This is a genomic window from Pseudonocardia tropica (assembly GCF_040105315.1).
Lineage (GTDB): Bacteria > Actinomycetota > Actinomycetes > Mycobacteriales > Pseudonocardiaceae > Pseudonocardia > Pseudonocardia alni.
Map to the genome: position 1 here is coordinate 1 of NZ_JBEDNP010000020.1, position 13566 is coordinate 13566.

11 protein-coding genes and 1 pseudogene are annotated in these 13566 nt (G+C 69.8%); 3 read left to right on the top strand and 9 right to left on the bottom strand.

Features of this window, described 5'->3' with window-relative positions:
* Positions 1 to 61: 61 nt before the first annotated feature.
* Positions 62 to 1051 carry a ferritin-like domain-containing protein gene (locus WHI96_RS24080; RefSeq protein WP_425571564.1) on the bottom strand — a complete coding sequence of 330 codons (990 nt, stop codon included), beginning with the start codon at positions 1049 to 1051 and terminating at the stop codon, positions 62 to 64.
* Between the two features lie 156 nt (positions 1052 to 1207).
* Positions 1208 to 1393 carry a hypothetical protein gene (locus tag WHI96_RS24085; RefSeq protein ID WP_345643342.1) on the bottom strand — a complete coding sequence of 62 codons (186 nt, stop codon included), beginning with the start codon at positions 1391 to 1393 and terminating at the stop codon, positions 1208 to 1210.
* A gap of 281 nt (positions 1394 to 1674) precedes the next feature.
* Here WHI96_RS24085 and WHI96_RS24090 point away from each other — a divergent pair, with 281 nt between their 5' ends.
* Both WHI96_RS24090 and WHI96_RS24095 read left to right on the top strand, forming a co-directional pair.
* Complete coding sequence (locus WHI96_RS24090) at positions 1675 to 2073, top strand: group I truncated hemoglobin (RefSeq protein ID WP_345643344.1); 399 nt, start codon at positions 1675 to 1677, stop codon at positions 2071 to 2073.
* Positions 2074 to 2843: 770 nt separating this feature from the next.
* Complete coding sequence (locus tag WHI96_RS24095) at positions 2844 to 3956, top strand: AAA family ATPase (RefSeq protein WP_345643347.1); 1113 nt, start codon at positions 2844 to 2846, stop codon at positions 3954 to 3956.
* A gap of 176 nt (positions 3957 to 4132) precedes the next feature.
* On the opposite strand, the pseudogene WHI96_RS27940 reads toward WHI96_RS24095, so the two are convergent.
* Together WHI96_RS27940 and WHI96_RS24100 are read right to left on the bottom strand one after the other, a co-directional pair.
* A pseudogene (locus tag WHI96_RS27940) lies at positions 4133 to 4498 on the bottom strand (YqcI/YcgG family protein); the annotation flags it as partial.
* A 44-nt stretch (positions 4499 to 4542) separates the two neighbouring features.
* Entirely contained in the window at positions 4543 to 5850 is a 1308-nt protein-coding gene (locus WHI96_RS24100; protein WP_345643350.1) for an APC family permease, read from the bottom strand.
* Positions 5851 to 5965: 115 nt separating this feature from the next.
* On the opposite strand from WHI96_RS24100, the gene WHI96_RS24105 reads away from it, so the two are divergent.
* Positions 5966 to 6856 (top strand): LysR family transcriptional regulator, encoded by an 891-nt coding sequence (locus WHI96_RS24105; RefSeq protein ID WP_345643352.1) that lies wholly within the window; start codon positions 5966 to 5968, stop codon positions 6854 to 6856.
* Between the two features lie 199 nt (positions 6857 to 7055).
* Here the strand turns inward: WHI96_RS24105 and WHI96_RS24110 are convergent, their stop codons facing one another.
* The 5 genes from WHI96_RS24110 to WHI96_RS24130 form a co-directional block, all read right to left on the bottom strand.
* A complete protein-coding gene (locus WHI96_RS24110; RefSeq protein WP_345643354.1) occupies positions 7056 to 8153 on the bottom strand; it encodes a CdaR family protein in 1098 nt (365 codons plus the stop codon).
* 75 nt (positions 8154 to 8228) lie between these two features.
* On the bottom strand, positions 8229 to 9188 hold the full coding sequence (locus WHI96_RS24115) for an alpha/beta hydrolase (protein ID WP_345643357.1): 960 nt from the start codon (positions 9186 to 9188) through the stop codon (positions 8229 to 8231).
* 27 nt (positions 9189 to 9215) lie between these two features.
* Positions 9216 to 10385: a serine hydrolase domain-containing protein gene (locus WHI96_RS24120; protein ID WP_345643360.1), complete on the bottom strand. Its 1170-nt coding sequence runs from the start codon at positions 10383 to 10385 to the stop codon at positions 9216 to 9218.
* A 187-nt stretch (positions 10386 to 10572) separates the two neighbouring features.
* Positions 10573 to 11943: a GDSL-type esterase/lipase family protein gene (locus tag WHI96_RS24125; protein ID WP_345643363.1), complete on the bottom strand. Its 1371-nt coding sequence runs from the start codon at positions 11941 to 11943 to the stop codon at positions 10573 to 10575.
* 419 nt (positions 11944 to 12362) lie between these two features.
* Positions 12363 to 13016, bottom strand: a complete 654-nt coding sequence (locus WHI96_RS24130; RefSeq protein ID WP_345643365.1) for a helix-turn-helix domain-containing protein — start codon at positions 13014 to 13016, stop codon at positions 12363 to 12365.
* Between the last annotated feature and the right edge of the window lie 550 nt (positions 13017 to 13566).

Genomic DNA, 13566 nt, shown 5'->3' on the forward strand with positions numbered 1-13566 from the left:
CCCCCCCCCGCCCCCCCCCCCCCCCCCTTCTCTGTGTGTCGGGGGGACCTGTCTCGCGAGGTCAGCCGTTCGCGTCGCTGGTGTCGACCGCCCCGTTGACGCCCTCCGGGAAGAACCCTCCCGAGGTAACGGCCTGAGGGTTCAGGTAGACGATGTTGAGAACCTGACCCGGGGTCCGAGAGAACGCGATCGAGTTCTCATCGGCCGGGACGATGTTGGCGTTGCCGTTGCCGTCGACGATCCCCTGGTCCAGATCGGACGGCCCGTCCAGCGAGTCCCGGGCGTCGGAGATCTTCCCGACCACGTCGGCCGCACCACCCTGGAGCAGCAGGGTCCGCACCAGACCTGCGTGGTAGGCCTCGACGGCGAGGATGCCGGCGGCCGCCTCCAGGAAGGTCTTGTTCGACACCAACGGCGCCGCGCCCTTGTAGGCGGTGACGCCGACGTCCTCGAAGATGAAGGCGCCGAGCAGGAAGCTCGTCTCGTCCTTGAACGGGTCGAACGTCTCGTTCTTGCCGATCACCCCGGCGGCCTGCGCGGCTGCGGTGAACGCCTCCTGCAGATTGATCTCCGGACGCGCCACGCGGGCCTCACCGAGGGCGGAGCGCAGGAAGTCGACGTGCGCCCGCTCGTCCTGGGCGATCTCCTCGGCGTACTGACGGCCGATCTTCGTCTCGAATCGGACCTTGTAGCCGCCGGTGACGCCGCCCAGGTCCCCCTTGCCGTCGATCTGGGAGTCCTTCAGACCTTCGCCGGTGACTGCGCGCAGGTAGAACTCGGCCTCCAGGTACTCGAGGTTGAGCGCGAAGTTCAGGACAGCGGCGTCGGAGACGCCGCCGTCGTCGCTGCCGCTGCCGCTGTCACCGAGACCGAGCCCGCCCAGCAGGCCGCCCTCGCTCGCGGACGCGATGCCGCTGCCGAGAACACCGAGACCGGCGACCCCCGCACCGGTGAGCCCGGCCGCGCGCAGGAAGCGACGACGGTCCATCGCGTTGTCGGTGCTGCGTTCGATCGAGTCGTTCAGGAACTTCTTGGTGAAACCGTGGAACACGAGGTCTCCTCGTGTCGGCCCGACGGGGCGACCGGGTCCGGGGCCGCATCTCCGAGGTCGGGATTCGTGGGGCGCCGCTCCGGAGCCCCTACCCCGGACAACGACACGCCCATCACAGCGGTAATCCCCCAAATGGGGGGCGCAGGCGGCGAGGTCTCAGGCCTGGACTCCGGCGGCGTTACCGACCGCCACTCTCGCCTGCAACAACAGCCTGGCTCGCGACACGACGTCCTGCGCCTCCGACGACGTCAGTGCTCCGACAGCAACCACGGTCGCGAGGCGGTAAGGAAGCTGCTCAACCAGCGCGATGTGGGCTTCCAGCGAGATCTCGTCTTCCGCCACGGTCTCTCCCTGCCGAAGGCGCACCGCCGTCACGCTCGACGTTCGTGAACACAGGGGCCAGGCGACCACGGCAGTCGAATGAGCCCCCGAAGCTACTCCACAGTGCGCAACCGGACCCGCCGCGCCAAGGGCACCTGTCAACCACCGCGGCCCCGGGCACAGCCCTCAAGCCAATCGGTTGTGCACTATTGACCAGACCCCCTCGCTCGGGGACGGTAGGGAGTGATCGTCATCACGCGGTCGCACCGAACACGCGCCCTACACCGGAGTGGAGCAACGTCATGACCGAGCAGTCCCTGTACGAACGCCTCGGCGGCGTCTACGGCATCGCCGGCGCGGTTGACATCCTCGTCGACCGGCTCTTCGAGAACGCTTCGGTCAACGCGAACGACGGCGTGCACGCCCACCACGGTGTGCCGGCGAACGCGCCCGGCTACAAGTTCCTGGTCACGGCCTGGTCCGTACAGGCCGCGGGCGGCCCACCGTGCTACCCCGGCCTCGACATGGTCAAGGCCCACGAAACCCTGAAGATCACCGACGAGCAGTTCGACGCCGTCGCCATGGAGATCGCGTCCACACTCAACTTCTGCGGCGTCCCCTCCGCCGAGCACACCGAGTTCATGGACATCATCGAGAGCTACCGCTCCGAGGTCGTCGAGCAGCGCCCGAAGGCCGCCTGAGCCGCGCCCGCCGGCTGCGAACCAGCCCGACCGCGTGGAGCCATTCGTGGCGCGAATTCGTGCCCACTCACACCCGTGGAGCCATGTTTACCGGGCAATCTGCCACTAGAATCCCTGTTCAACAGCTATCAGTACAGGTAGGTGAAAGCTCCTAAAGCGGGTGCCGCAGGTTCGAATCCTGCCGGGGGCACGCAGGTCAGAGGCACAACGACGATCCTTTGACTGGTGGTCGTGGACCTGGACGTGGAGTGAGTCGCCGCTACGCCCGCTCCGTGTCTCGACCTCGTGGCGCACGACAGTGGCAACGCTGGGCGAGGGCGGCCGGTTCCGTCGCACCCATCTCGTCCCCGTCCCACGCATCGCGTCGCTCTCGGAGCTCAACGAGCACCTCACCGCGTTCGATGACGCCGACGACGCCCGCCGGATCGCCAACCGAGTCCGCACTGTCGGCCACGACTTCGCCACCGACGCCACCATGCTGCGCCCCCTGCCGAACGAGGCGTTCGAGCCCGGGCTGATGCTGAACCGCGGGTCGACCAGCACGCCCGGGTCACCGCCCGCCAGTGCCGCTACTCGGTTCCGGCGCGACCGATCAGGCGAGGGGTGCGGGTGCTCCCTGCACGCGAGCGAGGTGATCGTGGTCGACGGCCGTCGTGAGGTCGCCCGTCACCCGCGCGCGGTCACCAAGGGCGCGGATCTCCCGTATGCCTTCCGGAGACGGCCCCGAAATCCGGTTCCTCCCCGCGGTGGGTCGCTCCTACGGTGCGAACGTGCTGCCGATCATCTGGCTTCTCGGGACATCGGGGGTAGGGAAGTCCACCGTCGGCTACCGGACGCTGACCCACCTGGCCACCGCCGGGGTGACGGCAGCGTTCGTCGACGCCGACCAGCTCCGGCTGGCCAGCGGCACCCGGGCCACCGAAGCTGACCTGATCGCTGCCGCGCTTCCCTCGTTGATCCACAACTATCAGGCCCATGGAGCACACGCCCTCATCGTCGCCGGACTCCTCGACGACACCGATCACCTGACTCGCCTGCTCCCTGACGTCGAGCGCTCACGCGTCCTGGCCATCCATCTGGAGGCGGACAGCGACACCATCCGCGAGCGGGTGGACCGCCGCGGCTGGCTCACCGAGCTCGCCGACGACGCGGTGGATTACGCCCACCGGATCGCCCCCGAGCTCGCCGACCTGCGCCTGAACACGACGGGACGGACTCCCACCGAGCTCGCTGACCACGTCACCGACGCCGCACTGACCCACATTCAACAGACCAGCTCGGGGCACCTCGCCACGCCGGCCCGACGTCCGCCCACAACCGCGACACCACCACGCCGCCTTGTGGTGATCACCGGGCCGGGAGGAGTCGGCGTGTCCACCGCCGGGTTCCAGACGTTCTCGCTGTTGGCCAGAGCGGGCGAGCCGGTCGGCTATCTCGACGCCCACCAGCTCGGGTTCCTCGGAAGACACGTGCGCGGAGATCACCTCGGGCCACTACGCGCCGCCAACGCCCGTGCGGTCGCCGGCTGCCTGGCACACGGCGGCGCGGCGACCGTCGTCATCACCGGCGATCCCCGCACCATCGCGCTGCTGCTCGATGCCCAGCACGAAGACCCTGACAGCGGTGACTCACCCGCGCTGTTCTGGCTGGACGCCTCCGCGGCCGCCCTCGCCGAACGGATCACCGCTCGGGCTCAAGGCGGCGGCCCGGTCATCCAGGGCGACCACCGCCTCGGCCTCACCAACGATGCGCTGGCCGACGCGATCGCCGCGGCCGTCCACGAGAGCCGGCACGACCCGCGCCCACGCGGAGCCCGAACGATCGACACAAGCGACCTCGACCAACGACAAATCGCCGAAAAGATGATCAGCTCGCTGGCCTGAGACAGCAGACGCCCGGCGCCCGACCACCGGGGCCACTTCAGAACGTCACCCGGGGCCGGACGGAGCGGACATTCCCAGCCGGTGCGACCCGCTGTTGCGAAGCCCCCTGGTGCGGTGACCGTCCCTCTGCACAGGAAGCGCCGAGCACGGGCGGAATGAACGGCCGGTCGGCCCCGAATGATCTTCCGAGCGTTCTTTCCGGCAGGCGCGCTCTCAGCGATGTCGTCAGGGACGAAGCGTGACCGAAACGTGATCGCCATATACTCGAAGAAGCGACTCGACCGCTGCGCATGAAACGGGGCGTTCGCCACGACGAAGAACGAACCACCGAAGATGCAGGGAAAGGGGAGAGCTGAAGTCAGCATCCTGGCCCTGAGGAGGAAGTGAGCGAGTCTGCTCGGTGGATGTCGAAGCGGACATGAAAGACCTACGCCGGTCACATCGTTCGGACGGACATCGCAGCCTCGCAAGACATCTGAGTGCCACACCGTCGACGCTCCGCTGTCGCGACACGCCGAGGACGTGCCACTATTCGTTGACATTCAAGGTCGGTGGCCGAAAGTAGAAGGGAGAGCAGTGTTGCGACTCAGGCTCGCGACCGGAAGATCAGAGAACCGATCATGAACAGGACTGCGGGATAGAACAGAGCGAGAGGGTCGAACCCCAGAAGAGCAACCGCCGCGAGAGCGGCAGCGAGCAGCAACCCGAAACATCGAGCGACCCGGCTGCGCGCCTCGACTCCGTAGACGGCGGCGGTCACCACGTAGAGCAGGAAGAAGTTCTGGCCGGCGACCTCGAACATCGTCGTGACGCTGATCAGCCCCAGCGCCGAGGCACCGACAAGGAGGACGAAGGCGCCTCCGACCACCAGGACGGCACGGCGAGGAGTCCGACTGGCGCCTGCGACATGGAACAGACCTCGTGGGAGCAGCCCTTCCCCGGAGCTCGAGTAGACCAGTCGGGACGCACCCCACATGGCCCCGACCAGGTTCGCCGCGAGGATGACGACCCCGAGGACCGAGACGAACACGGCCGCCTCCGGAGAGACCGCCCGGCTGACCAGCTCGGCGACGGGTGCAGTCTCGTTCGTCGCGTCCCCCGGACGAAGGATCGCCTGAATGCCGGCCGCCAGTACCAGATAGACGCCGATGACGATGACGAAGCTCAGAGCGACCACACGAGGAAAGTCCCGCTTCGGATTCTCGTACTCCCCCAGCGTGAAGGCGACGATCTCCCAGCCCGTCAACCCGAAGAACAGCACCCCCACGACCCCGAAGGCGTTCCCCCAACCGGCCGCGGTGAACGACGGTGGAGTGAACTCCGCCGCCGGCGACAGAAGACCCACGAGGCCGACAGCGAGGAGAGCGATCGTCAGGACGACGGCCAGCGCGGTCTGAAGGCGGGTCGAGAGGGCCGCACCTGCATAAAGGGTGCCGGTGACCAGCAGCAACAGCGCGATCGCGCCCACCCACGCGGTGTCCGCAGATGCACCGACGGCCGCTGCCAGGTAGCCGCCGCCGCTCAACGCGATGGCCGGCATCCCCAGACTCACGGTTCCGAGCAGGACCATCTCGACCCCGGCCGCGGCCCGGCGTCCGAATCGCGGCTGGACGAACCCGGCGATGCCACCGGCCGTCGGATAGCGGGCGCCCAGACGGGAGAACACGACCAGCAACGGGATGGTGATCAGTCCGGCCAGAGCCCAGCCGAGCACCGCGTCGTCGCCCGCTCCGTCGAGCGCCACTCCGGGCAGCGCCAACGCGCCTCCGCCGATCACGGTGGTCACCGCGAGCGCGAGGGCGGGGCCCGGTGTCAGATGGCGCCCGAGCCGGGAGTCGTCATCGGCGACAGCCTCCTCGGCCGCCTCGGGGGCCTGTCCGTCCGAGCCCTCCATCAGCCGTTCTCGATCATCTGGTGACTGAGCGTGTGTGCCACACCCCCATCTGTACCGGCGCGCGATCGCGAAGAAAATCAAGAGTTCTCAGCCCCAGAACGTTAGTGTCTCTTATGTGAACCTGGAGCGGCTCCGCGCGCTGCACGCGGTGGCGACCTACGGCTCGATCTCCGTCGCCGCACAGGCGTTGTGCATCACCGCCTCCGCCGCCTCACAACAGCTGTCCAAGCTGGAACGCGAGATGGGCGACCGGTTGCTCGAACGTGACGGGCGCGGAGTGCGGCTGACCGACTCCGGGCAGCTGCTCGCCCGTCATGCCGAGCAGATCCTGGCGTCGGTGGAACGCGCACGAGCGGAGGTCGAGAGACACCGGGGGACGGTGCACGGCGATCTCACGATCGCCGCGTTCGCCACCGCAGTACGCGGACTGATCCCCGACGCGGTGGCCCGGCTCGACACCCGGTATCCGAGGTTGAACGTCCGGATCGTCGAGTACGACCCCCATCGTGCGTTGCCCCAGCTGCTCCGGGGCGCCGTCGATCTCGTCGTCAACCAGTACTGTCCCTCGAACCCCTTCGTCCTGCCCGACGGGCTCTCCGGTGAGACCGTGCTGGTCGACACCGTCGACCTGGCGGTGCCCGCGGGCCATCGCCTGGCGGAGCAGAGCTCCGTCACCGTGGACGACCTTCACGACGAGCGCTGGATCAGCTGGCCGCAAGGATCGAGCTGCCACCAGTGGCTGCTCGGGGTCCTGCGCGGTCACGGGATCGAGCCCCGCATCGCCCACGAGGCAGCCGAGCACCCCACCCAACTCGCTCTCGTCGCAGCCGGTCTGGGGGTCGGCGTCGTGCCCCGCCTCGGTCGCGGAGAGGTCCCCGCAGCGGTGCGGTTCCTGCCGTTCCGGCCGACGGTCGAACGACATGTCCAGGCCGTCTGGCGCACAGGCGGCGATCAGCGACCGGCCCTCCGAGCCGCGCTCACAGCACTGGTCGTCGCCCCGGACTGACCACGTCCCCGCCTCGGCGGCCGTGTGCTCGCAGCGTGTCCGACCCGGGCGAAACGTTCGCCACTCCCCGCGTCGCCGCAGGCGCATCGGTCCTCGACGAGACCGGTCGGATCCTCCTCGTGCACCCCACCTGTCAGGACACCTGGGACATCTCGCTCCGAGAGCGACCTTCGACCGTCACTGCGGTGATCACCAAGGCTCAGGAGCGCTCGGCCGACCGGTCCCGGTCGGCCTCCGACGCGCCGCTCGCGGCCGGGGCGGGCAGGTCCAGCACGCGCGAGTTGCGCAGGCGCCACACCAGGTAGGCGATGCCGAGGCGGGAGCGGCCGATGCCGTCGTCGAACGGCTCGAAACCCATCGCCTCGCCGATCGCGTCGAGCCGCGCCTGGAGCGTGCTGTGATGAACGCCCGCGATCCGGGACGCATGACGGACGGACCCGGCGCGGACGAGTGCGTCCACCGTCGCCGGGCCCCAGGCGTGGGCCATCACGGAGCCGAGGGTGTCGACGTCGGGCAGGTCGGCGTCGGTCGGCATGTCCGCGAGGAGGCCGACGAGCCCGCCATAGGTGTCCGCCAGCACGGAGGTCGTCCCCGGCTGGTCGCACAACCGCAGTGCGACGACCGCGGTGACGAACGACCGGTGCAGCTGTTCCAGCTCGGTCGCGACCCCGATGCCCGCCGGGCGGGCCGAGACCGACTCGTGCTCGGCCGGCAGAACCAGCGCGTGGATCAGGCCGTGCGGCGTGGCGACGACGTCCTCGGGGCCGGACGGGTGCTCGTCCCACACCGCGAACAGCGGCGCCGCGACGACCCGGTAGGCCCGCCCGGGTGTGAGGTGGATGCGGCACGCCGCAGTCCTGCGGTCCTCGGCCGGGACCGTCCCGTCCAGCAGCAGGCCCAGCTCGCGACGGTTCTCCAGGTCCCGACGACCGCTGCCGTGCCGGATGCGGACCGCGAGGGCGAGCCGCTCGAGGATGATGTCGTCGTTGGCGTGCGCCGGACCTGTCCGCTCGATCCAGACGGTGATCCCGTCCAACTTCGCCGAGGCAGGTCCGGGTTCGGGCGACGGCCCGGCGCCGGACTCGCGGAGCAGCTCGCCGCGCGGCGTCACGCGCAGCGACCGGTGCGGGACGTCCTGGCGGAACCCGGCGTTGCAGCCGGCGAGCGACGCGGCGGCGCTCAACAGGCCGCGTGTGTTCACGTTCCCGATCACCAGCTCGTCGAAGCACGCGATGACACGGAGGCCCACGGTGGCCTCGGGGTCCAGGGCGGACAGACGACCCAGGAGCTCCTGCACGCGGCTCACCATCCTCGGTCGACACCCATCCTAGTAACGCAGCTCACCACGGGCCACGGTGCCTGCGCCGGACGGTCAGTCCAGCAGGATCTTCTCGACCCACGCGTTGCGGGTCCGCACCATCCCCCGGCTCAGCACCGTGTGCGGGGCGAAGATGTCGAACGCGTGGAAGCCGCCCGACCAGACGTGCAGCTCCGCGTCGCCGCCCGCGGTCCAGATCCGGTCCGCGTAGGCGATCGCCTCGTCGCGAAAGATCTCGGCAGCGCCGACGTCCAGGAACGCCGGCGGCAGGCCGGCCAGGTCGTGCGCCCGGGCGGGCGCCGCGTAGGGGGAGACGTCCGGTCCGCCGCGACGCTCGCCGAGCAGCGCCGTCCACCCGGTCTCGTTGCTGATCCGGTCCCAGACCCCGACGCCGTCGAACTGGCCGGTCGACGCCGTGAGACCCCGGTCGTCGAGCATCGGGTAGTCCAGGACCTGACCGCAGGCGACGGGCCCGCCGCGGTCGCGCGCGGCCAGCGCCATCCCCGCGACGATGCCGCCGCCCGAGCTCGCCCCGGCGAGCAGGATCCGGTCACGCCGGATCCCGAGCTGCACGGTGTTCGCCGCGACCCACTCCAGCGCCCGGTAGCAGTCCTCCCGCGGGTAGGGGTCGGGGAACTCGGGGGCGAGCCGGTACTCCACGGTCACGAGGACGACGCCCATGCCGTCGACCCAGTCGAGCACCGTGTCGGCGCCGCTGAAGCGGTCGCCGAACATCAGTCCCCCGGAGTGAACGTAGACGACGCAGGGCCGGCGATCGGCGTCGCCGGCCGGGCGGAGCACCGACACCTCGATCGGGTCCCCGCCGTGGCCGGCGATCACGTGGTCCTGCCGTGCGATCCCGCGCTCCCGCATGACCGCCTCGAGAGGCGGCGAGGCGTAGGAACGCCGCATGAAACCGATCAGGTCCGGCGTGATCGTCGGCGGGAACACCCCGCCGACGACGGCCAGGCCGGCCTTCAGCTCAGCGTCGTACTGCGGTCTCGTCACGGACACGACGTCATTGTCCCCGTACTCCGGTCGTCAGAGCGAGGCGTAGACGGCCTGCTCGTAGTCGCCGTAGAGCCCGAGCGCCTGCGGCGTGATGAACGGCAGCGAGTTCGTGTAGATCGACGCCGTGATCCCGGTGGTGCGGTCCACCCAGAAGTGGGTGTTGAACAGACCCGCCCAGGCACCGGTCCCGGCCCTGCGTCCACCCGGCACATCGTCCTGGTTGAGCAGCAGGCCCCAGCCCCACTTCCAGCCCGGGCCCAGGTCGAACGGCCCGGTGATCGCCGCGTCCGCCGTCGGGATCGCGTGCGGGAAGTCCAGGTCCCCGATCTGGTTGGTGAACGCCTCGTCCACCGTCTCCGAGCGCAGGATCCGCTGGCCGTCGAGCTCACCGTTGCGCAGCAGCATCTGCGTGAACCGCACGTAGTCACGCGGCGTGGAGTGCAACCCGTGACCACCGGCCCACCACTGCGGGTCGTCGGGCAGGATGTTGCCCGCCGAGCCCCAGCCGCCGCCCTCGCCCGGCACGTGCACCGGGGTCTTGTTGCCCTGCCGGGCGTCGTCGAGGGCGAACATCGTCTCGTCCATCCCCAGCGGGCCGGTGATGTTGTCCTTCACCACCACATCGAGGGTCTGGCCCGCCACGGCCTCCACGACGCGCCCGAGCCAGTCGGTGTTGATGCCGTAGGTGTAGCGCTCACCCGGGTCGTGAACCATCGGCGCCCCGAACGCGGCCATGTCCCCCGGCACGACGTTGGGGGTTCCGGTGGCCTGCTCGAACGCCACGATGTCGGAGTCCCAGAACCAGTACGCCAGGCCCGAGGTGTGGGTGAGAAGGTGCTTGACCGTGGCCTTGGTCTTCGGGGCGCGCAGCTTCGGGGTGTCGCCGTCCCAGCCGTCGAGGACCTGCACGTCGGCGAACTCGGGGACGTAGTTCTCCACCGGCGCGTCGAAGTCCAGCTCGCCGCGCTCGCGCTGCTGCAGCGCCGCCGTCGTCGCGACCATCTTGGTCATCGACATGATCCGGAAGTGCGTCGAGGTCGACACGTCGCCGGACTCGCCCGCCACCCGCGGACCGTAGCCGCCCTCGTAGACCACGCCGTCGCGGTCGGCGACGATCGCCGCGACGTGCGGGACCGCGCCGGCCTCCACCGCAGACCGCAGCACACTGTCGATCGCGGCGCCATCGATGGACTTGCTCATTGTCGACCTCCGTCGTTGGTGGTTGCGGCGACGATGGCGGGCCCGGCGCCGCGGCGCCACCGACGATCATGCGCACCTTGGTTGGCCCGACCCGCCAGATGGCGGGTCGGGCCGGGGAGCCCCCCGCCGCCGGGTCACCGCTCCCTGCGTGACCCGGCGACGGGATCGGTACGACGATCGGACGGGATCAGCCCGCCATCTCGTCGAGGTATTCCTGCGGGATGGTCTCGGCCATCGTCTTGTAGCCGAGCTGGTTCGGGTGCAGGTTGTCCAGCGCGTCGTACTGCAGGGCGATCCAGTCCGGGACCAGCGGGTCACGGATCGTCTTGTCGTGGTCGACGATGCCGTCGAAGTACTGTGTGCCCTCGGTCCGGAGCCACTCGTTGACCTTGTTGCGCTCGGCGACCGGCCCGGGCAGCGAGTACATGCCGAACGGCGTCGGGCGCGCCAGGTTGCCCGCGGGCGTCAGCGTGCCGATGTAGATCGGCACGCCAGCGGCGTGCACGCGCTGGGCCAGCTCCTTGTAGCCCTCGATGAGCTCGTCCGCGGTACGCGGACGGTCCTGGAACAGGGTGTTGCCGATGTCGTTGATGCCCTGCAGGAACAGGACGCCGCCAAGGTTCGGCTGGTTCAGGACGTCGTTCTCGAGGCGGTTGAGCGTCGACGGGCCGACGTCGTCGCGCAGGACCCGGCCGGCGCTGATCGCCTGGTTGGTCACCGACAGGTGCGCGGTCTCCGGGTTCGCCTTCAGCCGGCGGGCCAGGACGTCGGGGTACCGGCCGTCGGTGTTGCCCTCGGAGAAGAAGCCGTCGGTGATCGAGTCACCGAGCGCGACGATCGTCTTGTCGCCCGGCTCGCCCTCGACCTGGATGCTGGTCGCGTAGTACGTCGCGGTCGTGAACGTCGAGGTGTAGGGGTTGTTCACGATGCCGCGCTCGGCGAACGCGCCGTCGTCGACGGCGTCGGTCTGGTCCCCCGCCGAGGTGAAGAACGTCTGCATCGCGTTGCCGTGCACCGTGGCGGGCCCCTGCCCGCCCGGCAGGTACATGCTCACGACGACGTGCTGCAGCGCCTCGGTGGTCAGCGGCACCGGGTCGCTGAGCACGCGCTCGCCCTTGGGGATCGTCACCGACTCCTTGCCGTCGAACGTGACCGGCAGCGGCTCGCCCTCGACCGCGGCGCCGGAGTCGCCGGCCCGCTTGCCGATGGTGACCGACGGGATCGTCGTGTCACCGGTGCCGTAGTCGTTCGCGACCTGGATCCGCACGGCGCTGCCGCCGTGGTGCAGGTACATGACCTGCCGGATCGTCTCGTCCTCGAACGCCGTCGGCGGCGGCACGATCTGCTGCGCGATCTGCACCTGCGAGTCGCCGCTGAGCGTCTCGATGCCGAACTTGCCCAGCGTGGGCGGCCCCTGCGGCGACGCCGACCAGGCCGACACCCAGTTGCCGTCGTCACCGTTCCCGGCCTGGTGGGTGTGCTGGTCTCCCGACCCGTGCGTGTTCGAGTCCGGGCCTGCCATCGCGACCGGCGCCGCCAGAAGTGCCGCGACGACCACCGCCGCTCCCGTCACCGTCGCCCATCGGCGTCGTCGCGTTCGCGACCGTTGCCACTCCGTGGTCACCGTCAGTCCTCCTCGACTGTCGACTCCAGTTGATGCCGCCTCCGTCCGGTCTGCGGAAGGACCGCTGCCCCTCGATGTGACGGGATCGGACGGAGGGGGCTGATGCCCGCGATCAATGCGTCGCGTGCTGCCCGGAGAACGAAGGGGACGATTCCGCAGGTACGGACCGGACGTCGGCTTCGTCTCGATCGACAACTTCTGGCCACGACGACGAAGGGCCGAATGTCGGGGAGAACAAGAGCGCCACTCGGAAGTGTGGTGCGGCCCCGCGGACGTTGACACCAGGATCGCGTGATGTGATCACGCGGAAAATGAATCCGTCCGCCACGCCGCCGCACGGACCGACGGCGCGGTCAACGGGAGCGCGAGAACCGCAGACGGATCTGCAGCTCGACCACGAACCGGTCGACCGGGTCGTTCAGATCGAGACCGGTGATCTCGGCGATCCGCCGTAGGCGGTACCGCAGTGTGTTGGGGTGCAGAAACATCGACTCGGCGGCCGCCGCCACGTCACCGCTGCTGTCGATCAGCGCCTCGAGACTGGCGACATAATCCGACCGACTGGTCGCGTCGAGCTGGTCGAGTACCGCCACCTTGCCGTCGAACAGGTCCGTCTCGCCGACCAGCATGCCCTTGAGGCGGGCCACCACATAGTGGTTCCACAGGTCGGACGACCGCACCAGGCCCGGTCTCCCCCGCGCTCGGAGCCATTCCATGAAATGCAGGATGCGTACCCCGTCGTCGGCTCCGGCGACTGCGGGCCCGTGATCCACGACGACGACCTGACGCACGAGCGCACCGAGACCGCGCGCGACGTAGGCGACGGAAGCGTCGTCCACGGCCCGCATGTGCGGAGACCCGGGCTCCGGCGCGAGCATGATGCAGGTGCCGCCGGGCGGGATCACCGTGTGCACGAAGAACGGCAGCACGTGACTGAACTCGTCGACAACCGTGTCGATCGCACGGGCGTCGTCCACGAGCACGCCGACGGCGACCGCGTCAGCCATGCGGCTCGGCATCCTCGGGCGCGCGCATCCGGCGACCTCCGTTGGTCATCGTCGAGCCGTGTCGAGGCGACACGCTGACAGACCGACCCTTCGGGACGAAACCGACGCTTGCTCGCAGAACCGGAGTCGGAGTCCGCCATCTGGCGGTGTCGAGGCGTCGACGACGACTCGCCCCGGCGGGGCCCGGACCTTCGCGGTGCGAGTGCTCCGACGGCGGCGAGCGCGGCCCGGGCCGCGGCGAGGATCGGGGCGTCGACGCCTGCCGGTGGAGCCCGGCACCTGCTCGCCCCGGCCTCATCGACGCCGACGGGAGCGTCACCGCGTCCGGTGCGGCCGCCGTCGAGGAGGTCCACGAGGGGCGGTTCGCCGACGGCGTCGCCGAGATGAAGGCCCGCATCCGGCACCACGGGCTCGACCGCCCCGGGGGAGCTGAGCGCCGCCGCACACGCTCCGCTGCCCAGGGCCCGAAACACGTCACCCGCGGTGATATCCGGGCCCCGGGACATTTTTCCCGCATTTCTCCGAACCCCCGCGCTCCGGCCGTCGAACA

Excerpts from the sequence above, each read along its gene's own strand:
- WHI96_RS24090 (WP_345643344.1), top strand. The coding sequence starts at position 1,675 with ATGACCGAGCAGTCCCTGTACGAACGCCTCGGCGGCGTCTACGGCATC.
- WHI96_RS24100 (WP_345643350.1), bottom strand. The coding sequence starts at position 5,850 with ATGGAGGGCTCGGACGGACAGGCCCCCGAGGCGGCCGAGGAGGCTGTC.
- WHI96_RS24120 (WP_345643360.1), bottom strand. The coding sequence starts at position 10,385 with ATGAGCAAGTCCATCGATGGCGCCGCGATCGACAGTGTGCTGCGGTCT.
- WHI96_RS24130 (WP_345643365.1), bottom strand. The coding sequence starts at position 13,016 with ATGGCTGACGCGGTCGCCGTCGGCGTGCTCGTGGACGACGCCCGTGCG.